This window comes from Acidimicrobiales bacterium (assembly GCA_016794585.1).
Classification (GTDB): Bacteria; Actinomycetota; Acidimicrobiia; order Acidimicrobiales; family DATDAH01; genus JAEUJM01.
Genome location: JAEUJM010000013.1, coordinates 131,442 through 152,685, shown reverse-complemented (window position 1 = coordinate 152,685; position 21,244 = coordinate 131,442). Strand labels below are relative to the sequence as shown.

The 21,244-nt window shown below is 71.6% G+C and carries 19 protein-coding genes; 7 read left to right on the top strand and 12 right to left on the bottom strand.

Annotation, left to right across the window (positions count from 1 at the left end):
• Window positions 1-62: 62 nt before the first annotated feature.
• The 4 genes from JNK12_06335 to JNK12_06320 all read right to left on the bottom strand — a co-directional run bounded on the left by JNK12_06335 (window position 63) and on the right by JNK12_06320 (window position 4,757).
• Window positions 63-1,070 (bottom strand): ABC transporter permease, encoded by a 1,008-nt coding sequence (locus tag JNK12_06335; GenBank protein MBL8775525.1) that lies wholly within the window; start codon window positions 1,068-1,070, stop codon window positions 63-65.
• Between the two features lie 103 nt (window positions 1,071-1,173).
• Complete coding sequence (locus JNK12_06330; protein ID MBL8775524.1) at window positions 1,174-2,874, bottom strand: peptide ABC transporter substrate-binding protein; 1,701 nt, start codon at window positions 2,872-2,874, stop codon at window positions 1,174-1,176.
• A gap of 209 nt (window positions 2,875-3,083) precedes the next feature.
• Window positions 3,084-3,722 carry a DJ-1/PfpI family protein gene (locus JNK12_06325; GenBank protein MBL8775523.1) on the bottom strand — a complete coding sequence of 213 codons (639 nt, stop codon included), beginning with the start codon at window positions 3,720-3,722 and terminating at the stop codon, window positions 3,084-3,086.
• 63 nt (window positions 3,723-3,785) lie between these two features.
• A complete protein-coding gene (locus tag JNK12_06320; protein ID MBL8775522.1) occupies window positions 3,786-4,757 on the bottom strand; it encodes a DJ-1/PfpI family protein in 972 nt (323 codons plus the stop codon).
• A gap of 124 nt (window positions 4,758-4,881) precedes the next feature.
• On the opposite strand from JNK12_06320, the gene JNK12_06315 reads away from it, so the two are divergent.
• Window positions 4,882-6,264 (top strand): aspartate aminotransferase family protein, encoded by a 1,383-nt coding sequence (locus JNK12_06315; protein MBL8775521.1) that lies wholly within the window; start codon window positions 4,882-4,884, stop codon window positions 6,262-6,264.
• A 9-nt stretch (window positions 6,265-6,273) separates the two neighbouring features.
• On the opposite strand, the gene JNK12_06310 is transcribed toward JNK12_06315, so the two are convergent.
• The 4 genes from JNK12_06310 to JNK12_06295 form a co-directional block, all read right to left on the bottom strand.
• A complete protein-coding gene (locus tag JNK12_06310; protein ID MBL8775520.1) occupies window positions 6,274-7,053 on the bottom strand; it encodes an ABC transporter permease in 780 nt (259 codons plus the stop codon).
• A gap of 73 nt (window positions 7,054-7,126) precedes the next feature.
• Entirely contained in the window at window positions 7,127-8,098 is a 972-nt protein-coding gene (locus tag JNK12_06305; protein MBL8775519.1) for an ABC transporter ATP-binding protein, read from the bottom strand.
• A 20-nt stretch (window positions 8,099-8,118) separates the two neighbouring features.
• Window positions 8,119-9,009 (bottom strand): ABC transporter permease subunit, encoded by an 891-nt coding sequence (locus tag JNK12_06300; protein ID MBL8775518.1) that lies wholly within the window; start codon window positions 9,007-9,009, stop codon window positions 8,119-8,121.
• Entirely contained in the window at window positions 9,006-9,959 is a 954-nt protein-coding gene (locus JNK12_06295; protein MBL8775517.1) for an ABC transporter ATP-binding protein, read from the bottom strand. Before JNK12_06295 ends, JNK12_06300 begins: the two co-directional genes overlap by 4 nt.
• Window positions 9,960-10,055: 96 nt before the next feature.
• On the opposite strand from JNK12_06295, the gene JNK12_06290 reads away from it, so the two are divergent.
• Complete coding sequence (locus tag JNK12_06290) at window positions 10,056-10,514, top strand: universal stress protein (GenBank protein MBL8775516.1); 459 nt, start codon at window positions 10,056-10,058, stop codon at window positions 10,512-10,514.
• Between the two features lie 18 nt (window positions 10,515-10,532).
• Here the strand turns inward: JNK12_06290 and JNK12_06285 are convergent, their stop codons facing one another.
• On the bottom strand, window positions 10,533-11,177 hold the full coding sequence (locus tag JNK12_06285; protein MBL8775515.1) for a hypothetical protein: 645 nt from the start codon (window positions 11,175-11,177) through the stop codon (window positions 10,533-10,535).
• A gap of 94 nt (window positions 11,178-11,271) precedes the next feature.
• Between JNK12_06285 and JNK12_06280 the strand changes: the two genes are divergently transcribed.
• The 3 genes from JNK12_06280 to JNK12_06270 all read left to right on the top strand — a co-directional run bounded on the left by JNK12_06280 (window position 11,272) and on the right by JNK12_06270 (window position 14,415).
• The gene (locus tag JNK12_06280) at window positions 11,272-11,970 is read left to right on the top strand and encodes a GAP family protein (GenBank protein ID MBL8775514.1); all 699 of its coding nucleotides are present in this window, start codon (window positions 11,272-11,274) and stop codon (window positions 11,968-11,970) included.
• A gap of 10 nt (window positions 11,971-11,980) precedes the next feature.
• Window positions 11,981-13,171, top strand: coding sequence for a hypothetical protein (locus JNK12_06275; protein MBL8775513.1), 1,191 nt, complete (start codon window positions 11,981-11,983; stop codon window positions 13,169-13,171).
• 65 nt (window positions 13,172-13,236) lie between these two features.
• Complete coding sequence (locus JNK12_06270; GenBank protein MBL8775512.1) at window positions 13,237-14,415, top strand: sulfotransferase; 1,179 nt, start codon at window positions 13,237-13,239, stop codon at window positions 14,413-14,415.
• A gap of 12 nt (window positions 14,416-14,427) precedes the next feature.
• Here the strand turns inward: JNK12_06270 and JNK12_06265 are convergent, their stop codons facing one another.
• Window positions 14,428-16,836, bottom strand: coding sequence for a phosphoketolase family protein (locus JNK12_06265; protein ID MBL8775511.1), 2,409 nt, complete (start codon window positions 16,834-16,836; stop codon window positions 14,428-14,430).
• 51 nt (window positions 16,837-16,887) lie between these two features.
• Here JNK12_06265 and JNK12_06260 point away from each other — a divergent pair, with 51 nt between their 5' ends.
• Both JNK12_06260 and JNK12_06255 read left to right on the top strand, forming a co-directional pair.
• On the top strand, window positions 16,888-17,997 hold the full coding sequence (locus JNK12_06260; protein ID MBL8775510.1) for an acetate/propionate family kinase: 1,110 nt from the start codon (window positions 16,888-16,890) through the stop codon (window positions 17,995-17,997).
• Window positions 17,998-18,137: 140 nt separating this feature from the next.
• Window positions 18,138-19,457, top strand: a complete 1,320-nt coding sequence (locus tag JNK12_06255; GenBank protein ID MBL8775509.1) for a PhoH family protein — start codon at window positions 18,138-18,140, stop codon at window positions 19,455-19,457.
• 31 nt (window positions 19,458-19,488) lie between these two features.
• Here JNK12_06255 and JNK12_06250 read toward each other — a convergent pair whose 3' ends face one another.
• Complete coding sequence (locus JNK12_06250; GenBank protein ID MBL8775508.1) at window positions 19,489-20,295, bottom strand: MerR family transcriptional regulator; 807 nt, start codon at window positions 20,293-20,295, stop codon at window positions 19,489-19,491.
• A gap of 77 nt (window positions 20,296-20,372) precedes the next feature.
• Complete coding sequence (locus JNK12_06245; protein ID MBL8775507.1) at window positions 20,373-21,182, bottom strand: hypothetical protein; 810 nt, start codon at window positions 21,180-21,182, stop codon at window positions 20,373-20,375.
• Window positions 21,183-21,244: the final 62 nt, after the last annotated feature.

The window sequence follows — 21,244 nt, the reverse complement described above, 5'->3', positions numbered from 1 at the left end:
GTCGACGGGCCGCTCCTCGTGCGTTCCGGCCACGCAGGCCGCGGCTCTCCGCTTCGCTCATGTCAGGCCTCCCCGTCCTTGCCGAGGCGGATGCGCGGGTCGAACCACGCGTACGAGAGGTCGACCAGGAGGTTGACCAGGGCGAAGGCGATGGTCACCGCGAGGGTGAGGCCGAGGAGCACGGGGAGATCGCGCTCGGCGACCGCGTCGGCGATGGCCGACCCCAGCCCGGGCCAGGAGAACACGGTCTCGGTGAGGATGGCCGCACCGATCACGGTGCCGAAGTCGAGGCCGATGAGGGTCACCACCGGCAACATGGCGTTGCGCAGGCCGTGCCCGGTGACGACCTTGCGCTCGCTCAGGCCTTTGGCCCGTGCGGTGCGCATGTAGTCGGCCCGCAGCACCTCGAGCATCGAGCCGCGTGTCATACGGGCGGCGAGGGCGGTGGAGACGCAGGCGAGGGTGACCGCGGGCAGGACCAGGTAGCGCCACTGCTCGCCGGTGGGGATGAAGAAGAGCGTCCAGGTGTTGGGCCCGAGGCCCTGGGTGCGCAGGTGGGTCCACTCGGGCCACCCCTGCTTGTTGGGCACCACGGCGAACAGGTACTGGAGGATGAAGCCCAGCACGAACACGGGGATGGCGGACGCGGCCGCCGTTCCTATGGTCGTCAGCTTGTCGGCCAGTGAGTATCTTCGGATGGCCGAGAGCACGCCGACCGAGATGCCGATGATGATCTCGATGATGATGGCCCAGATGGCCAGGCGGAGGCTGTTGACGGCCTTCTCGCCGAGGATGTCGTTGACGCTGCGCCCCGACTTGAACGACTCACCGAGGTCCCACTGGACCGTGCGCTGCCAGTAGTCGACGAACTGCTGCGGGATGGAGTCGTCCAGGCCGTAGCGCTCGCGCGCCCGCTCGACCACGCCGGCATCGATGTTGCGGTCACCGCCGCCGGCGAGGAGCGTCGCGGGGTCGCCCGGGAGGGCGAAGAACAACAGGAAGAGGAACGACAGCGCGAAGAAGACGGTCGGGATGACCAGCAGCAGACGCCGCACGATGTACGCGAACACAGCGACCCGATCCTCTCAGCGGTTCGTGGTGGCGAGGAGCGGGGGCGGGGGCCCCGGGGAACCCTGGGCCCCGCCCCGTTACTCCGGGATCAAGCGAGCAGGACTACTCGGCCGCGAAGGCCACCTGCTCCCAGGCGATCAGACCGAAGTTGCTCTGCGGGAACACGGCGACGTCGTTGCCGTAGGCGTAATCGCCGCGGTACCAGTTGATGGGCACCACGCCGATCGCGTCGTTGAGCAGGATCTGCTCGGCCTGCACGAACAGGTCCGCCTGGGCGTCCTTGTCCGTCGTGGCCTTGGCCTCGTCGACGAGGGAGTCGAACTCCTCGTTGTCGAACCCGTAGTTGTTCCCGCCGAGCGAGTCGGAGTGGAACAGGTCGTACATGAAGTTGTCGTACGTCGGGTAGTCGGCGAACCAGCCGGCCCGGCAGAAGACGCACGCGCCCTCGGCGAGGTCCGAGAAGTAGGTCTCGGAGTCCATCGGCTCGGCGACGGCCTCGATGCCGATGGCGGCGAGGTTGTCCACCATGATCTGGGCCACGGGCTCGTGGCCGGCGTCACGGTTGAACTGGATGGGCATCGGCTCGCTCTGCTCGTTGCCCGCGTCGGTCCACTCGTTGAACGCCGCCTCGGCGGCCTCGGGATCGTAGGAGCAGTAGTCGCAGAGGTCGGCCTGGAAGCCGGGGATGCCCTCGGGGGTGACGCCCGTGGAGGTCGTGCGGCTGCCGCTGTAGACGGCCTCGTTGATCTCCTCACGGTCGATGGCCTGCGAGACGGCCTGGCGGAACAGCAGGTTCTCCTCGCCGCCGACCGTCGGGTCCTCGAGGTTGAAGTTGAAGTGGTAGGAGCCGAGGATCGGCACGTCGAGCGTGGTGCCGTAGTTCTCCTGCGCCTCCGTGGTGCGGGCGGGCGGGATGTTGGCGTCGTCGCCCTCACCGGCCTCGAACGAGTTGTAGGCGGTGTCCGGGTCGGCCGTGGTCACGAAGGTGATCTGGTCGAGCCGGTCGGGGAAGGTCTCGCCTTCGAAGTTCCCGTCCCACTGATCGTTCTTGGTGAGCACGATCTGCTCGTCGGTGCGGGGCTCGGCCATCCCGAACGGGCCGTTGCCGACCATCACGCCGTTCTCGTAGTCCGCGGCGTCCGGGCCCATGGCCTCGGACGGCATCGGGAAGAACAGCTGGAAGCCGGCGACCGCATCGAAGTTGGAGTAGGGCTCGGAGAGCGTGACCTCGAGGGTCATCGCGTCGTCGTCGGCCACGACGCCGGAGATCTCCTCGGCGTCGCCTTCGACGACCTCGATGCCGCCCTCGATGAAGCCCATCAGGTAGCTGTAGTCACCGGCGAGCTGCGCGGCGCGGTTCCACGAGTCGACGAACGTGGTCGGCGTGATCTCCTCGCCGTTCGAGAACACCTCGCCCTCGCGGATCTTGAAGGTCCACACCGTGGCGTCGTCGTTGACCTCGTAGGACTCGGCGACGTCGGGCACGATGACCGGGTTGGCCGGGTCGCTCGCGTCGATGTCGGTGAGCCCGTCGTAGAGGGCGCTGATCACCTGGTACGCGTCAAGGGTCACGTTCAGCGCCGGATCGATGTGCTCCGGCGGATCGCCCACGAACGTGCCGAGGTCGACGAACTCGCCTCCGGCCTGGGTGTCGGGTGCGGCGGTGTCGTCCGAGGACTCACCCGCCGTCGTGTCGCTGCTGGCGTCGTCTCCGCTGTCGCTGTCGCTGCCGCATGCGGCGGCGACGAGCATCAGGGCGACGAGCAGCGCCAGTAGGCGGCCTGCCAATGTCTTACGGGTCACGGGACCCCCCTTGTGGGTCGGTAGCTGTGGTCCTGAGGAGCGCCGGACCCGGCTTTCCCTCCCGGGGCGGTCCCTCAGTCGCGCGGCAACGTAGCACCCTCCGGGCCGACAACCTGCAGCAACCTCTCGGTTACGTCGGTGACGTTCTGATGTCCGCCCGCTCTCGCGGAGCTGACCCGCCGGTGACGTGACGGCGCCCGACGAAGGTGCTATTGGCGTACTGCGGCGTACTCGATCACCCGGGTCACGACGACCTCGTCGACCTTGTCGAGGGCGCCGGCGTCGAAGGGGGGCTGCGGGTCGTACTCGATCATCAGCTGCGCCGCCTTGGCCGCGGTGTCGTCGACGAGCAGCTCGACGAGGCGCAGGGCCATGTCGATGCCGGAGGACACGCCGGCGGCGGTGATGAGGCGCTGGTCGAGGTGCTCGACCACACGGTCCGAGGTGGGCTCGGCTCCGAGCGAGCGGAGCTCCTCGAGCACGGACCAGTGGGTGGTCGCGGTCAACCCGTCGAGCAGGCCGGCGGCCGCCAGCACGAGCGAGCCCGTGCACACCGACGTGGTGAACCTCGTGGTCTGGTGGGCGTGACGCACCCAGTCGAGGACCCGCTCGTCGTGGACGAGGGGCCGGGTGCCGACGCCACCGGGGAAGACCACCACGTCCGGCTCGGGCAGCTCCTCGAAGGTGGCGTCGACGGTGACGCCGAGGAAGCCGTTCTCGCTCCGGACCTCTCCCCGCTCATGGCCGACGAACGTGATGTCGAACTCGGGGATGCGCTGGAGCACCTCGTAGGGACCGATCCCGTCGAGGGCGGTGAACTGCGCGAAGAGGGGGATGGCGATCTGCACGGTGGTGCCTTTCGGTGGGTCGGCTGGTGGGTGGGTCGGCTGGTGGGTGGGTCGGGCCGCGGTTCAGGGGGTGGGAGCGGTGGCGAAGCGCCGGCGGTAGTGGTCGGGCGGCACCCCGACGTGGCGCACGAACGACCGCCGCAGGGTCTCGGCGCTGCCGAAGCCGGACCGCTCGGCGACCGCGCTCACCGGTACCTCGGGCGAGGCCTCCAGGGCCTGGCGGGCGGCCTCGACCCGCACGCGCTCGACGTAGCGGCCCGGGGTCTCCCCCACCCGGCGCACGAACTCACGCTGGAAGTGGCGGGGGCTGAGGGCGACGAGGGCCGCAAGGCGATCGACCGACAGGTCGGCGTCCGGGTGGGCGTGGATGTGGTCCTGCGCGGCGCGGATGGGCCCAGGGTCGGCGGCGGGTGCCCAGACCGCGGTGGCGAACTGGCTCTGGCCGCCGGGACGGCGCAGGAACATGACGAGGTGCCGGGCGATGAGCTGCGCCACCTCGGCGCCGTGGTCGTCCTCGACCAGCGCGAGGGCGAGGTCGATGCCGGCGGTCACTCCGGCGGAGGTCCAGCAGCGGCCGTTGCGGACCCAGAGGGGGTCCCGCTCCACGACCAGGCCGGGGAACTCGTCGGCGAGGCGGTCGGCGTGGGCCCAGTGCGTGGTCACCGGCCCCTCGCGGAGGACGCCTGCGGAGGCCAGCAGGAAGGTGCCCGTGCACACCGACGCCACCCGCCGGGCGGCCCGAGCGTGGCGGGCGACCGCGTCGAGCGTGGCCGGTTCGAGGCGGGCGGCGTGGACTCCGCGGCCACCGGGGACGAGGAGGGTGTCGACCTCGAAGGGCTCGGCCAGGTGGCGCTCGGCCACCACGGCCATGCCACTGGTGGTCCGAACGGGACCGGGAGCGGCTGCGGCCAGCGTGACCTCGTACGCCTCGGTGCCGAGTGCGTCGTTGGCGCCCGAGAACACGTCGAAGGGCCCCGTGACGTCGAGCCCCTGCACCTCGGGGAAAGCGACGATGACGACGGGGCGGGGCTCCACCCCGACACCGTACGGTCACCTCGATCTGGCAGCAATGACGGGGCTCCCACAGATCCTGCCAACGATGGGCGGGGCGCGTCGGCGACCCCGGGGCCGGTCCGTCGCCTGCGGTAGCGTCGCCGCCATGAGCTACCCGTACGAGGACCGCTTCGACATCATCCGCGGCCTGCCCGAGCACGGCCGCCCTCGTGACGAGATCCTCGCCGACGTCCGGTGGATGGGCGAGCAGGAGGACCGGTCGTGGAACCAGGGTCACTGCTCCGGGACGATGTACTGCGGGGACGTCGAGCACTACGCGTTCCTGAACCAGGTGTTCGCAGCCTTCTCCCACGTCAACGCGCTGCAGCGCGACATCTGCCCGAGCATCACCAAGTTCGAGGCCGAGATCACCGCCATGACCCTCGACCTCTTCCACGGCGAGGCGGCCGAGGACCCCTGCGGCTCCATCACCGGGGGCGGCACCGACTCGATCCTCACCGCGATGCTGGTCTACCGCGACCAGGCCAGAGCCGACCGGGGCATCACCGCGCCGAACTTCATCATGCCCACCACGGCCCACCCCGCCTTCGACAAGGCGGGCCACCTGTTCGGCATGGAGGTGCGCAAGGCCCCCATCGACCCCGAGACCACGCTGGTCGACGTGGGTTGGGTGGCCGACCACATCGACGCCAACACCGTCGCCCTCGTCGGTTCAGCCGGCAACTACCCCTACGGCACCATCGACGACATCGCCGCGCTCTCCGACCTCGCCCTCGAGCGCGGCATCGGCCTGCACGTCGACGGGTGCCTCGGCGGCTTCATCCTCCCGTGGGGCCAACAGCTCGGCATCGACATCCCGATGTTCGACTTCCGCCTGCCCGGCGTCACCACCATCTCGGCCGACACCCACAAGTACGGCTACGGCCTGAAGGGCACCTCGGTGCTGTCCTACCGGACGAAGGCCCTGCGCCAGCACGCCTACTTCATGACCCCCGAGTGGGTCGGGGGCAAGTACATGTCCCCGGGCATGGCGGGCAGTCGGTCAGGTGGCCTCATCGCCGCCACCTGGGCGTCCATGGTGAGCCTCGGCCGCGAGGGCTACCTGCGCTACGCCCGTTCGATCTTCGACACCTCGTTCGCCATGCAGGACGCCGTGCGCTCCCATCCCGAGCTGCTCGTCATGGGCGCGCCCACCTGGTGCTTCTCGTTCCGCTCCGACGAGTTCGACATCTACCACGTCAACGACTCGATGTCGCAGAAGGGGTGGCGCTTCAACGGCCAGCAGTACCCGAACGCGATCCACATGTGCGTCACGCGCCCCCAGACGCAGCCCGGCGTGGTCGACGCCTTCGCTGCGGACCTCACCGAGGGTGTCGCCTACGCCAAGAACCCGCCCACCGACCAGCCGTTGTCCGGGGCGATCTACGGCGGCGTGCCGGGCGGAGCCACCCCCGAGGTGGTGCAGTTCCTCGAGGAGGTGATGGGCGACCTGCTCGACGGCATGCAGGACGTCCCCGTCCCGGTCTGACCGCCCGGTTCAGTCAACGTCCTGGCGGTCGAGCCGCCAGGTGGCGTAGCCGAGCGCGAGGGCAGCCACCACGAAGGGCGCCAGATAGGCGGTGCCCGTCGCCAGCACGCCGAGGCGCAGCTCGGTGCCCGACCACGCCTGAAGGATCGTCGCCGTGACCGACCGGACCGCCAGCCGGGCGGCGTTGTCGCCACCCCGCGCCACGAAGCCCTCCCAGATGAAGATGTAGAGCAGCCCCCAGATCAGGGCCCGACGCACCCGGAGCCCCAGCGCCGTGAACAGGCCGGCGTAGGCGACTGCGCCGAGCGCGGCGGCGAGGGCGGTCCCCTTCACCAGGTCCGCTCCCCCGCCGGTGAGCGACGCCGCGATCACGAGGGGGACGACGACCAGGGGAATGGTGACCGTGAGGGCCGCGGCGAAGGCCGCCAGGACGACGGTGGCCCGGCGCACCGGACGCAGCCACAGGTACACCAGGGTGCCGTCGTCGGTGAGGTCGCCGAGGGCGGCGCTGGCGAACACGAGCGCGGTCACGGGGACGGTGAGCGAGAGGCCGAACACGTTCACGAAGCGGGCGCCGGTCGCGGTGGCGTCCACCGGGTCGGACTGGCCGATGGCCCACGCCACCAGGATCGCGGCCACACCCAGCGCGCCGAGCGCGAGCACGCGTGCGAGGGTCACCTGGCTGGTGAGCAGCACGCGGTAGATGGCGGGGAACACCGACACCGATCGCACGGTCGGCGCCACGGGCGGCCGGCCGGGCGCCCGCTCGGAGGCCGGCTCGGCGCTCATGGCTCCCGCTCCGGGCCGGTCCCGCTCCGGGCCGCTCGGGCGTCTCGGTCGGCGCCGTCGGCGCGGCTCGGGGTCACGTCGTGCCCACCAGGTAGCGGAACACCGATTCCAGGTCGTCGTCGAGGGGGGCGACCTCCTCGAGGCGGGCCCCCGCCTGGCGGGCGACGGGGGCGATGACCCGCCGGAAGGTCGCCACGTCGTCGGTGTCGACGATCACCGCGCCGGCGTCGAGGCGCACGCCGACGGCTGCACCAGCGGCGATCAGACCCGTGGCGAGGCCCCGAGGGTCGTCCGTGCGCACCCGGATCCGGTGCGGGCGGTCGTCCATCAGTGCCCGGATGGCGTGGAAGTCGCCCTCGGCCACCAGGCGACCGCGGGCGATCACGAGCACCCGCGAGCCGAAGCGTTCGACCTCGTCCAGCACGTGACTCGATGCCAGCACGCACCGGCCCTCGTCGCCGAGGCGCTGGAGGAGCTCGATCATGGCGATGCGCTGTCGGGGGTCGAGCCCGGTCAGGGGCTCGTCGAGGATCACGATGGGCGGGTCGTGCACGAGTGCGGCTGCCACCTTGACCCGCTGGCGCATGCCCTTGGAGAACGCTCCCACCTTCCGGGCGAGACCGGGATCGAGGTCGACCACGGCGAGGGCCCGACGGGCGGCGGCGTCGGCGTCGGGGACGCCCTGGAGCACGGCCGAGAAGCGCACGAACTCGAGGGCCCGCTGGAACTCGAACACGGACTCCTGCTGGGGGACGAGCCCGATGAGACCGAACAGCCCGAGGTCGGCGCGGGGGTCGGCCCCGAAGATCTGGACCTCGCCGCGCGACGGCGGGGTGAGCCCGCAGAGGAGCCGCAGCACCGTCGACTTCCCCGCCCCGTTGGGCCCCAACAACGCGGTGACCCCGGGGCCGACGGTGCACGAGACGTCGGACACCGCCACCACGTCGCCGAACCACTTCGACGCGCCGACCAGCCGCAGCGGCGGCGCCGCGGCGGGTGGCGCGGGAGGAGGAGGAGGAGGAGGAGGAGGAGGAGGAGGAGGCATCGCGGCCTCGCCGCCGGCGCTCATCGCGTCACCTCGAGGGCCCGGTAGCGGAGCCAGACGATGCTGGAGGCCACCAGCGTCCAGCCGACGGCCGCCGCGATCACCGCAGCACTGGCGATGTCGTCCATGGACGGGTTCTGCGAGGGCTCGCCGAAGATACGGACGACCGCTTCGAAGGGAAGCCCGAAGAGATCGGCCAGCATGAGCAGGTGGGACGCGCCGGCGGCCTCGACCAGGGTCCCGGCCACCGCGGCCGACAGCAGGAGCAGCAGGACGATGGCCGCGGAGGCGGCCGCCTTGCGGTCGGTGATGCTCGACACCGCCATCGAGAGCGAACCGAAGAAGGCCGAGAGCAGCGCGCCGGCGAGGAGGATGCGCAGGCCGAACAGGGCGACGTCGGCCGGGCCGTCCGGGCCGCTCCCCACGAGCACATAGGCCACCAGCAGGAACAGCGGCGGGCCCAACGTGACGATGGCGAGCACCCCCAGGACCGCGGCCGCCTTCGCGGCGAGGTAGGTCGTCCGCGTGAGCGGTGACGCCAGATAGAGCCCGAGCATGCCGGTGCGCCGGTCCGTGCACAGCACTTCCGGGGCCACGAACGCGGTGAAGACCACGATGGCCGCGGTGATGAAGAAGTAGTACTCGGCGTAGGTCGGCAGGATCTGGTTGCGTCCGAGCTCGTCGGGGATCAGCACGGCGAGACCGGCGTAGACGATGGCCGGGACGTAAGCCAGGGCACAGGCGAGGATCGGCAGGATCTTGAAGCGCGCCGCCCGGCGCAGGCCGAGGGCGCGCTGGGTGGTGTGGACGGCCACGCTCTCGATCGCTCCGGCGGAACCCGAGCGCTCGCCGTCGTAGCGGCGGTAGCCACCTTCGAGGATGCGGGCCCCGCCCGCGTCGCGCGCACTCATGCGGACACGTCCAGGAAGACCTCTTCGAGGGTGACCGTCTGGGGCACGAGTCGCCGCAGGTGGGCCCCGCTCGCGGCCGCCGCGTCCCGCACCAGGTCGGCGAGGTCGTGGTCGACCGCGGCGCGGCCCCGCGTCACGACCAGCCGGTGCCCATCGGGGGCGATGTCGCACCCGGCCTGGCGGAGCCACGCGGCGAACGGCTCGGCACCCTCGGTCAGCTCCACCACGAGGCCCTCGCTGTCCCCTCGCAGCTCGTCGAGTGACCCCGCGGCGACGACGGTGCCACCGCTCAGGATCACCGCCGCGTCGCAGATCCGCTCGACCTCGTCGAGGAGGTGCGACGAGAGGATGACGTCGATGCCGAACTCGTCGGACACCCGTCGGATGAGGGCGAGCATCTGGTCGCGTTGGACGGGGTCGAGGCCGTCCGTGGGCTCGTCGAGCAGCACGAGCGCGGGGTCGTGGGCCACGGCCTGCGCCATCTTCACCCGTTGGCGTTGCCCGGTGGACAGGGTGCCGAGCGGCCGGAACCGCTCCTCGCCGAGGCCCACCTGCCAGAGGGCGTCGCTGGCCCTGGCGGCGGCCTCCCGCGTGGGCAGGCCGTGCACCTCGCACAAGTGGCGGACGAAGTCCTGTGCCTTCACGTCCGGCGGCAGGCGGTGGTGCTCGGGCGCGTAGCCGACCCGCTCGCGGACCGCCGTGCCGAGCCGTCCGGGGTCGAGTCCGAGGACGCTGACCCGGCCGGCGTCGGCGCGGTGGAGGCCGAGCAGGAGGCCGATGAGGGTGGTCTTGCCGGCCCCGTTGGGGCCGAGCAAACCGGTCACGCCGTGGCCGATCCCGAAGGTGGCCGACGACAGCGCCGTCGTGGTGCCGAAGCGCTTGACCACCCCCTCGCCGGCGGCGACGGCACCCGCCTCCGCCGTCACGGCGGAGGCATCCGGCGCGACCATGAGCGCCAACCTACCGGCGCGGCCGCGCTCGCCGCAGCGTTCGACACAGGGCCACGCGCGATGCTGAGGGACGCACCCCCGACCCGAGGAGCACCCATGAAGGTCCTGATCGGCACCGACGGCTCCGAGGCCGCGATCGACGCCGCCCGGCGGTCCCTGCCTCTCCTCGCCGCGCCCGACACCGTCCTCGTGGTGTGCGTCGCCGAACCGCCGGCCATCGCCGCCGAGGGCTTCGAGTCCGGCTTCGCCGGCGGGGTCGCCGCGCCCGAGGAGATCGACGCGGCCTGGGGAGCGGCCAACGCCGGTGCCGCCGACGCGCTCGAGCGGACCGTCGCCGGGCTCGACACGGCGGCCACGGTCGAGACCCTCATCGAGAACGGCGACATCGGACCCACGCTGTGCGCCGTCGCCGAGGAGCAGGGGGTCGACGTCGTGGTGGTGGCGTCGCGGGGCCACGGAGCCATCCGCCGGGCCCTCCTGGGCTCGGTGAGCACGCACCTCGTCAACCACGCACCGTGCCCGGTGATCGTGGTGCGCGAAGGCGCCGGCGACTGACCCCGGCGGGCCTCGGCCTCAGGGCGCGATCGGGGCCACCGCCTCGTTGGACAGCACCCGGTACGCGTAGCCGCCGGCGACGATGGTGATCGGGTAGGACACGAGAAGGCCCGCGCCGCACGCCAGTGCACCCAGCAGGTTGATGCCCATGAAGGCGAGGCCGAGCAGGAACACGGTGCCGCGCTGGCCTTTCGTGATCTCGGCGGCGTGTGAGAACCCTTCGCCCACACCAACGCCGCGCCCGAGGATCACGTAGCCGTAGAAGCCGTAGATGACCGCGAGGATGACGCCCGGGACGATGCAGAAGATGAGCCCGACGGCGACCATGATCCCGAAGAGGATCGAGGCGACGATGTACGGGCCCAACTGGTCGGTCTTGAACAGGTCGGCGACGTCGACCTCCTCGCCGCGGGTCACCTTGAGGGCCACGCGGATGAGACCGAGCGACAGGATCATCGACACCACGTAGCCGGCGATCTGGACGATGACGCCGAACACGGCCGACTCCCGGCTGACGGCGTTGCCGATGCCCGAGGTCAGCGCGCCGACGACGAGCACCACGAGCGCGATCACCACGAGCGGCCCCGGCGTCTTCTTGAACGCCGCCCAGCCGTAGGAGATCGCGTCCCCGACCCTCAGGCCCGCGCTTGCCTGTGCCTCCATGACCATTCCCCCCTGGTGAGTGATGCTTCGGTTGCACGAGCGTAGGCGTTCGATCGGAGGGCGGTCGGCGATCGCGTGCGGTAGAACTCCGGCCATGATCGCCTCCGCCCTGACCCAGGCCATCGGCGCGGCGCTGCCGTCGGCCCTTGGTGTCGCCCTGAGCCCGATCCCCATCGTCGCGGTGATCCTCATGCTCGGCACACCGCGCGCTCGGACGGACGGGCCCGCCTTCGCGCTCGGCTGGGTGCTCGGCCTCACGATGGTCTCGATCGCCGTCATCGGGCTCACCGGGGCCGCCGGTGACGCGTCCACACCGGGGAGCAGCACCTCGGACTCGATCAACTGGATGAAGGTGGGTCTCGGAGGCGTGCTGCTGCTGATGGCCAAGCGCCAGTGGGAGAAGCGGCCGAGGCCCGGGGTCGAGCCGCCGCTCCCGGCCTGGATGGCGAAGATCGACCAGCTGCCACCCGGTCAGGCCCTGGGCGCCGGCGTGCTGCTGTCGGGCCTCAACCCAAAGAACCTGATCTTGACCATGGCTGCGGCCGCCTCGGTCGCCTCCGTCCCGGGGATCACCACGGGAGAGGAGGCCATCGCCGTCGGCGTGTTCGTGGTGATCGCTTCGCTGACCACGGTCGGTGCGGTGCTGCTCTACTTCGTGGGTGGGAGCAGGGCGACGCGGGTCCTCGACGAGCTCAAGCAGTACATGGCCACCCACAACGCCGCCATCATGATGGTGATCCTCCTGTTGATCGGGGCGAAGCTGATCGGCGACGGCCTCGGCGTCGTGGGCTGAGGGGGCGACGATGGGCGAGTCGAACGAGCCTGTTCCCGATCTCGGGGACGCGTGGCGCGGATGGGCCGAACGGACCGCGGCGTTGTTCGATCGCCTGGACGAGGCCGGGTACCCCACCGATCCGGCGACCCGGGCGATCGCGGTGCGCCATCTGACCCGCCAGGTGGCGCTGGCGCTCCAAGGCGAGCTCGAGCACGCCGATCCGCGCCATCCGACCCTGCATCGCTACGAGCAGCCCTGGTCCCAATGGGGGGCGCCCAACCCCGACAACGTGTACGAGCGCTGCGCCATCGACCCGACCGCCACCTACGTCCTCCGGGGTCGGGTCGACGGCGTCCACGAGGCCCTGTTCTCCCTCGTCGAGGGCGACATGCACCTCGGCGAGAACGGCGTGCACGCCGAGGTGGCCCTCACCGACCTCATCGACCTGCACGCCGACAGCGGGGCACTCGAGCTGCTGATCGGTCCGCGGGGCACCCCCGGCGTCACCCTGGTCTCCGATCCGGCCACCCGCATGCTGCTCATCCGCCAGTACCTGTACGACTGGACGGGAGATCGCGTGGGGTCGTTCTCCGTCGAGCGGGTCGACCTCGCCGGTGTGCCCGCTCCCCCACCCGAGCCGGCCGACGTGGTGGGTGCGCTGGAGCGCGCCGCGCGCTGGGTCGAGGAGTCCATCACCTTCTGGGCGGCCTATGCGGCAGCCAGTCGGGACCTGCTCGAGCACAACACCTTCACCGCGCCCAACACCCCGCCCGGCGGCGCCCCGAGCATCGCCTACGGCGGCGGCTGCTTCGAGCTGGGCCCGGACGAGGTCCTGCTCATCGAGCACGACGAGCCCGACGCCCACTACTGGAACTGGTCGATCCACCACCTGCACTGGTTCGACTCGGGCGCGTTCCACGAGCGCCCGACCAGCCTCAACGGGGCGCAGGCCCATGTGGACGCGGACGGCGTCGTGCGGGTGGTGGTGTCGGCCGCCGACCCAGGGACACCGAACTGGCTCGATCCCGAGGGTCAGGCGATGGGCATGGCCGTGTACCGCTACGTCGGCGCGCGGACGAAGCCTCACCCGCAGGCCCGGGTGGTGCGCCTGTCCGACCTGCGCTCGACGCTGCCCGCCGACCACCCCGTCGTCGACGACGCCACCCGCCGGCGGACCCTCGCGGCGCGGCGTCTGGCCGCCCAGGCCCGGTGGGGCTGACCGTGGGTTGGAGCCCCCCGCCGCGTCCCGAGTGGGTCGAGCGGATCGACGCCCACGGTCGAGCCGTGGGGGGCGCCGACTTCCTGCTGTCACTCGACCCGGACGACCTCCTCGCCGCGGCACGGGCCAGCACCGGCCTCGATGACTTCGGCGGTGACTCCTGGCGGCCCCATTTCGACGTGCTGGTGGCCGCTCTTGAACACGAGGCCCGTCTCACCACGGTGGGACGGCTGCTGGCCCGCACCGAGCTGCTGCGGGCGTTGCGCCAGCGCCTGCTCCTCGCCCACCGCTGGGCCGACGACCCGTCGATCCTGGCCACGCCCGTGGTCGCGCCGGTGTTCGTGGTCGGCACCGGACGATCGGGCACGTCGATCCTGCACGAGCTGTTGGCCCTCGACCCGGCCAACCGGGTGCCCCTCACCTGGGAGCTGCTCCACCCGGGTGAGGCGGTCGGCACCGAGGACGAACAGGCCGCGGCCCGACGGGCGGGCGACGAGGTGCACCGTGCCTGGGCCGACTTCCAGCCCGCGTACGCCACCATGCACCACAACGCCGGCGACGAGCCCAACGAGTGCATCCTCGCCACGATGCTCGAGTTCCTGTCGGACCAGTGGGGCGGCACCTACGAGGTCCCCACCTACTCGGGCCACCTCGTGAGCGCCGACCAGACCGAGGCCTACCGCTATCACCGTCGGGTGCTCCAGACCCTCGAGCGGCGTGCCCCCGCCGGCGCCGGATGGGTGTGCAAGGCCCCGAGCCATCTCAGTCAGCTCCGCACGCTCTTCGCCGTGTACCCCGATGCCCGGGTGATCCAGTTGCACCGCGACCCGCTGAAGACCGTCCCGTCCACGGTGAGCCTCATGGGCACGATCCGCTCGATGCGCTGTGAGCAGGTCGACGTCGACGGCCTCGCTCCGCTCATCTCGCTGGGGTACTCGCTCATGTTGGACGACACCCTCGACGCCAGGGCGTCGGGTGCGCTGCCCGACGGACAGTTCGTGGACGTGCGCTACGCCGACCTCATGGCGTCCCCTGCCGCGACCGTGCTCGACGTCTACGAGCGCCTCGACCGCCCGGTGCCCGAGGGGCTCGGAGGCGCGGTCGAGCGCCACCTCGCCGAGCGCCCGAAAGGCGCCCACGGGGAGCACCGGTACTCGCTCACCGACTTCGGGCTCGATCCCACCGCCGAGCGGGCGCGCTTCTCCCGCTACCAGGCCCGCTACGACGTGCCCGACGAGATCTGAGCGCGGCGCCGGTCAGCCCGACCAGGCCCAGTCACGGACCTCGGGGAGGTCCTCACCATGGGCACGGACGTGGTGGTGGTGGTCGATGAGGCGGTCCCGGAGGCGCTCGGCCAGGCCCCCGGTGGACTCGGCCAGGCCCGGCACCCGCTCGAGCACGTCGAGCACGAGGTGGAAGCGATCGAGGTCGTTGCGCACGACCATGTCGAACGGCGTGCTCGTGGATCCCTCCTCCTTGTACCCGCGCACGTGGAGGTTCGGGTGGTTCGTCCGCCGGTAGGTCAGGCGGTGGATGAGCCACGGGTAGCCGTGGAACGCGATCACGATGGGCCGGTCGGTGGTGAAGAGGCTGTCGAAGTGGGCGTCGGACAGGCCGTGGGGGTGCTCGTCGCTCGGCTGGAGCGTCATCAGGTCCACGACGTTGACCACCCGCACCTTGAGGTCCGGTAGCTCCTCGCGCAGGATCGACACCGCCGCGAGGGTCTCGATCGTCGGTGTGTCGCCGGCGCAGGCCATCACCACGTCGGGCTCGCCCCCCTGGTCCGACGACGCCCACTCCCAGATGCCGACGCCCTTGGTGCAGTGGCGCACGGCGGCGTCCATGTCCAGCCACTGCTGGTCGGGCTGCTTGCCGGCCACGATCACGTTCACGTAGTCCCGGCTGCGCAGGCAGTGGTCGGCCACCGACAGCAGGCAGTTGGCATCGGGAGGCAGGTACACCCGCACGACCGAGGCCTTCTTGTTCACGACGTGGTCGATGAAGCCCGGGTCCTGGTGGCTGAAGCCGTTGTGGTCCTGGCGCCAGACGTGCGACGTCAGCAGGTAGTTGAGCGACGCGATCGGTCGGCGCCACGGCAGCTCCGCGCTCACCTTCAGCCACTTCGCGTGCTGGTTGAACATCGAGTCGACGATGTGGATGAAGGCCTCGTAGCAGGGGAACCATCCGTGCCGGCCGGTGAGGAGGTACCCCTCCAGCCAACCCTGGCAGTTCTGCTCCGAGAGCACCTCCATCACCCGGCCCGACGGCGCGAGGTGCTCGTCCGTGGGCTCGATCTCGGCCATCCACACCTTGTTGGTCGCCTCGTACACGGCGTCGAGGCGGTTCGATGCCGTCTCGTCGGGTCCCATCACCCGGAAGTTGTCGGGGTTGTCGCGCACGACGTCGCGCAGGAACCCGCCCAGGACCCTGGTCGCCTCCGCGGTGGCGCCTCCCGGGGAGGGCACCTCGATCCCGTACGCACGGAAGTCCGGCAGGTCGAGATCGCGCAGGAGGAGGCCGCCGTTGGCGTGGGGGTTGGCGCCCATGCGACGACTGCCCTCGGGGGCGAGTGCCGCGAGCTCCGGTCGCAGCGCCCCTCCTTCGTCGAACAGCTCCTCCGGTCGGTAGCTACGCAGCCAGTCCTCGAGGATGGCGAGGTGCTCGGGGTTGGTGCGGACCTCGTTGACCGGCACCTGGTGCGAGCGCCAGCTGCCCTCGACCTCGAGCCCGTCGACCTCCTTCGGCCCGGTCCACCCCTTCGGCGTCTCGAGCACGATCATCGGCCAGCGGAACCGCTCGACCACGCCGTCGACCCGGGCCCGTCGTTGGAGCTCGGCGATCTGGTCGTGGACCGCGTCGAGGGTGACCGCCAGGCGCCGATGGACCTCCGAAGGCTCGTTCCCGGAGACGAAGTGGGGCTGCCATCCGTACCCGAGCAGGAGCGACTCGAGCTCCTCCCGAGGGATGCGCGCCAGCAGCGTGGGGTTGGCGATCTTGTACCCGTTGAGGTGGAGGATGGGCAGCACCGCCCCGTCGGTGGCGGGATCGAGGAACTTGTTGCCGTGCCACGACGTGGCCAGTGCGCCGGTCTCGGCCTCGCCGTCGCCGATCACACAGGCCACCACGAGGTCGGGGTTGTCGAAGGCCGCCCCGAAGGCGTGCGAGAGGCTGTAGCCCAGCTCACCGCCCTCGTGGATCGACCCGGGCGTCTCCGGGCTGGCGTGGCTCGGGATGCCGCCGGGGAACGAGAATTGGCGGAACAGCCGGCGCAGGCCCTCTGCGTCCTGGCCGATGTCGGGGTACACCTCCGAGTAGGTGCCCTCGAGGTAGGTCTGCGCCACCACCGCCGGCCCACCGTGGCCGGGACCGCAGAGGAAGATCATGTCGAGGTCACGGTCGCGGATCACCCGGTTCAGATGGGTGTAGAGCAGGTTGAGGCCCGGCGTGGTGCCCCAGTGGCCGAGCAGCCGCGGCTTCGTGTGCTCGGGGCGCAACGCCTCGGTCAGCAGCGGGTTGTCGAGCAGGTAGATCTGGCCCACGGAGAGGTAGTTGGCCGCCCGCCAGTGGGCGTCGAGCAGGGCGAGCTCGTCGTCGGTGGGACTCGGGCCTGTGCGACCATCGGCGGTGTGGTTGGACAGGGCAGCAGGGCCAGCGGTGTCGACCATGCCCTCGTCCTACCCTGCGGAGTTGACGGCCGAACCTCGGGAGTGCGAACGGTGGATGACCAGGTGCTGATCGTCAATCCCGGATCCAGCAGCCTCAAGCTGCGGGTCGTGGGGACCGGTGACCGAATCCTGGCAACGACAGACGGCCCCGCGCCCGGCGACGACGTCGACGACGTGCTCTCCTCCTTCCTGGAAGAGGCGCCGCCGGTCCGCGCCGTCGGCGTGCGTGTGGTGCACGGTGGGGCACGCTTCCGCTCGCCGGTCGTGGTCGACGAGGAGGTCGCCCGCGCGCTGGCCGACCTCGACGAGCTGGCACCGCTGCACAACCCACCGGCGCGCGCCCTGATCTCGGCGGTACGGCGGGTCCTGCCCGACACCCCCGTGGTGGCGTGCTTCGACACGTCGTTCCACCACACCCTCCCCGAGGCGGCGGCGGTCTGGGCCGTGCCCTGGGAGTGGACCAGCGGGCTCGGCATCCGCCGCTACGGGTTCCACGGACTGAGCCACCAGTGGGCCACCCGGCGGGGGGCGGAGATGCTGGACCGGCCCGTCGAGGAGCTCCGGATCGTGGTGTGCCACCTCGGCGCGGGTGCCTCCCTCGCCGCCGTCGACGGTGGCCGCTCGGTCGACACCACGATGGGCTTCACGCCCCTCGACGGCCTCGTCATGGCCACCCGCTCGGGGGCGGTCGACCCGGGGGCGCTGCTCTGGGTGCAACGCCACGCCGGCCTCTCCCCCGACGACATGGAGCACGCCCTGGACCACGAAAGCGGCCTGCTCGCGCTCTCTGGTCGGTCCGGCGACCTGCGCGAGGTCCTGGACGGCGTCGAGGCCGGCGACGAGCGCTGCTCGCTCGCTCTCGACGTGTACCTGCACCGCCTCCGGGCCGCCATGGCCGCGATGGTGGCGTCGCTGGGCGGGGTCGACGCGTTCGTCTTCACCGGCGGGGTCGGGGAGCACTCCCCCGTCGTGCGCGCCCGCGCCCTGGAGGGCCTGGCCTTCCTCGGTGCCGGGGTCGATCCGCAGGCAAACGCCGAAGCGGTCGGCCGTGACGGCATCATCGGCGCGACCGGCTCGAGCGTGGACGCGCTCGTGGTCGTGGCCCGCGAGGAGCTGTCCATGGCGGCGGGGGTGCGGGCCGCGGTCGACGAGGGGCGCTGAGCCGCGACCAGATGTCGCCGCGGCCAACGGGCGGTGAAAGGTGGCCGTCATCGTCACCCCGCGGCCCCTGGCATCCGCGCGCGGCGGTCCACGTGGTCCGACAATGGGCGTCTTCTCGCACCGACCCCCGGAGATCGCCCATGACCGAGCCCACGGCCCACGCGGAGCAACGCCGGACGTACGTGCTGGACACGTCGGTGCTCCTCGCCGATGCCATGGCGCTCGAGCGCTTCGACGGCCATGACGTGGTGCTCCCGCTGGTCGTGCTCTCCGAGCTGGAGGACAAGCGCCACCACGGCGAGCTGGGCTACATGGCCAGGGCCGCCCTGCGCTACCTCGAAGGGCTCCGCACCCGGTACGGGTCGCTCACCGAGCCGATGCCCCTCGACCACGGGGGCACGCTGCGCATCGAGCTCAACCACGTCGACGGCGCCGCCCTGCCGGGACCGATGCGGGACAGCTCCAACGACGCCCGCATCCTGGCCGTGGCCGACAGCCTCGCCCGCGAAGGCCTCGACGTCGTGGTGGTCACCAAGGACCTGCCGCTGCGCCTCAAGGCCTCGATCCTGGGACTCGGCGCCGAGGAGTACCGCAACGAGCTCGCTCCCCGGGACGAATGGACCGGCATGGTCGACCTCGACGTGTCCCCGTCCGTCATCGACGAGCTCTACGCCGAGGGCGTGGTGGACCTCGACCAGGCCGGGGAGCTGCCCGTGCACGCCGGCCTGGTGCTTCGGTGCGGCGGCAGCTCGGCGCTGGCCCGGCTGCACCCCGACAAGCGGGCGCGCCTTTTGCACTCGGGTCACGGGCTCTTCGGGGTCATGGGTCGCTCGGCCGAGCAGCGGGTCGCCCTCGACCTGCTCGACGACCCCGAGGTCGGCATCGTGTCGCTGGGCGGCCCGGCCGGTACGGGCAAGTCCGTCCTGGCCCTGGCCGCCGGGCTCGACGCGGTGATGAACCGTCGCACCCACAAGCGCATCGTGGTCTTCCGGCCCCTGTTCGCGGTCGGCGGCCAGGACCTCGGCTACCTGCCCGGGAGCGAGAGCGAGAAGATGGCGCCCTGGGGGGCGGCGGTGATGGACGCGCTCGAGTCGATCACCTCACCGGCGATGATGGACCGGGTCGTCAGCAACGACCTGATCGAGGTCCTGCCCCTCACCCACATCCGGGGCCGCACCCTCGTCGACACGTGGGTGATCCTCGACGAGGCCCAGCAGTACGAGCGGCCGGTGCTCGTCACCGCGCTCAGCCGGCTCGGCCAGGGCAGCCGCGTGGTGCTCACCCACGACATCGCCCAGCGCGACAATCTGCGTGTCGGGCGCTACGACGGCGTGATGTCGGTCATCAGCGCCCTCACCGGCGACCCCCTCTTCGCCCACGTGACGCTGTCCCGGTCCGAGCGCAGCCCCATCGCCGCCCTCGCCGCCAGCATCCTCGAGCTCCCCACCGGCGGCGCCTGACCTCGCGCCGAAGCGCCGCCGTGGTTGCCGGTCACGCGGTTTGGGCAAGCTCCTTCATGAACGACCAGAGGTGGCCCTCGCGGTCCCGGGCGCTGTACTCCCGATAGCCGTAGGGCTGATCGACGGGCTCGTAGACGATCTCGGCCCCCTTGGCGGCGACCAGGCGGTGGTGCTCGTCGACGTCGTCGACCATCACGGCCATGGTGGCCGTCGCCGCCCCGAGGGCCGAGGGCGACGCCAGGCCGAACGCGTCGGTCTCGGGATGGAGCCACACGACGCCGTCGCCGGCGTACACCTCGGCGTGGACCGCGTTGCCGGACGGGTCGAGGGTGATCTCGCCCGGGGCGAGGCCGAAGACGTCCACGAGCTCGTCGTGGGCGGCCGCGAGGTCCCGGTACACGAGGATGGAGATCCTCCGGCGGATGCCGTGCTCGGTCTGGTCCATGGCGTGCAGTACCTCCAGCAGGTCGTTGGTCGGGTCGTGGTGGTCGGTGGTGGCGCCGAGGGCTGCCGACACGGATCGGCGCAGCTCGGTCGCCCGGACGATCTCGTCGTCGAGGCGGCTCGCGTGCCGGCGCAGGGCGTCGGCCAGACCCCACTGGTCGCCGGCGAGGGCGGCGCCGATCTGGTCGAGCGATAGCCCCAGCCGGCGCAGCAATGACACCCGGTAGAGGCGATCGACGGCCTCGGGACCGTAGAGGCGGTGGCCCGCGTCGGAGCGTGCGGTCGGTGCCACGAGCGCGATGTCCTCGTAGTGGTGCAGGGCCCGCACGGTGACGCCGGTTGCTTCGGCGAGCTCCCCCACCCGGAGGAGGCGATCGCTGGCGGTTTGGCTCATGGAGCGACCGTACGGCCTCACGCGACGTGAGGAGCAAGGGCCTTTTCGAAGAACTTCCGGCCCCGTCCAGGGCGTCCTCAGCGCGTCAGGACGGCGACCAGCTGCCGGGCGATCTCGATGAGCTCGTCGAGCACGCTCGCGAGCTCGCCGGCCTCCAGCGGTGGGCCATCGCCGGGTGGGTGGACCACCAGCCACTCGCCCGTGGCCTCGAGACGCGCATCCGGGCGCTCGTGGAGCAGCCACCGCGCCACGCCGGCGGGCAGCTCGTCAGGACCGGGCTCGAGCCGGTACAGGTCTTCGACGTCGGTGACCACCCGCGTGGCCGACGGGCGTCGGGGGGTCGCGTGGAAGGTGTCGACCTCGACCGGCAGGCGCTGGACCACGAGGAGGTCACGCGGGCCGACCCCGTGGTCCTCCTCCCCCGCCACGAGCGCCACCACGAGCTCGTGGCCGCGTCGCAGCGCGGCCACCACCTGGAGCCGTTCGCCGTCCGCTCGCTCCCGGAGGGCACGCACCGCCGCCAGCCACGGCGGCAGCGCGGCCACGTCGAAGCGGTCGAGCCCGTGGCGGCCCCGGAGCGCGAGGAGGGCCGGGGCGTCGAGCACGCGGACGGTGTGCTCCCTGCGATGAGCGCGCCCGTCCAGCGCCTTCACCACGAGCACGGCCACGAGGGCGCCGATCAGCAACGGCACCACGGTGGCCACGGGGTCCAGCCGGCTCGCGCCTCGCACCAGCGTGGTCACGAGGTACACGACGAGCAGGGCGCCGAGGAGGGGCAGCCGCCACGAGTACCGGCTGGCCCGCAAGCGGAGGAGCTCGTCGCGTCGCACCTCCCACGGCTGGGCCGGCGGCCACCACCGCCGTGCGCCGTCGCCGTCGCCGTCCACCGGGCCATCGTGCCACTCCCGCGCTGTCCGCACGGGGGCACGGCATGCTGTGCAGGCACGAG

Excerpts from the sequence above, each read along its gene's own strand:
- JNK12_06290 (MBL8775516.1), top strand. The coding sequence starts at position 10,056 with ATGAAGGTCCTGATCGGCACCGACGGCTCCGAGGCCGCGATCGACGCC.
- JNK12_06255 (MBL8775509.1), top strand. The coding sequence starts at position 18,138 with ATGACCGAGCCCACGGCCCACGCGGAGCAACGCCGGACGTACGTGCTG.
- JNK12_06295 (MBL8775517.1), bottom strand. The coding sequence starts at position 9,959 with ATGGTCGCGCCGGATGCCTCCGCCGTGACGGCGGAGGCGGGTGCCGTC.
- JNK12_06265 (MBL8775511.1), bottom strand. The coding sequence starts at position 16,836 with ATGGTCGACACCGCTGGCCCTGCTGCCCTGTCCAACCACACCGCCGAT.
- JNK12_06285 (MBL8775515.1), bottom strand. The coding sequence starts at position 11,177 with ATGGAGGCACAGGCAAGCGCGGGCCTGAGGGTCGGGGACGCGATCTCC.
- JNK12_06250 (MBL8775508.1), bottom strand. The coding sequence starts at position 20,295 with ATGAGCCAAACCGCCAGCGATCGCCTCCTCCGGGTGGGGGAGCTCGCC.
- JNK12_06280 (MBL8775514.1), top strand. The coding sequence starts at position 11,272 with ATGATCGCCTCCGCCCTGACCCAGGCCATCGGCGCGGCGCTGCCGTCG.
- JNK12_06310 (MBL8775520.1), bottom strand. The coding sequence starts at position 7,053 with ATGAGCGCCGAGCCGGCCTCCGAGCGGGCGCCCGGCCGGCCGCCCGTG.
- JNK12_06275 (MBL8775513.1), top strand. The coding sequence starts at position 11,981 with ATGGGCGAGTCGAACGAGCCTGTTCCCGATCTCGGGGACGCGTGGCGC.
- JNK12_06305 (MBL8775519.1), bottom strand. The coding sequence starts at position 8,098 with ATGCCTCCTCCTCCTCCTCCTCCTCCTCCTCCTCCTCCTCCCGCGCCA.
- JNK12_06300 (MBL8775518.1), bottom strand. The coding sequence starts at position 9,009 with ATGAGTGCGCGCGACGCGGGCGGGGCCCGCATCCTCGAAGGTGGCTAC.
- JNK12_06315 (MBL8775521.1), top strand. The coding sequence starts at position 4,882 with ATGAGCTACCCGTACGAGGACCGCTTCGACATCATCCGCGGCCTGCCC.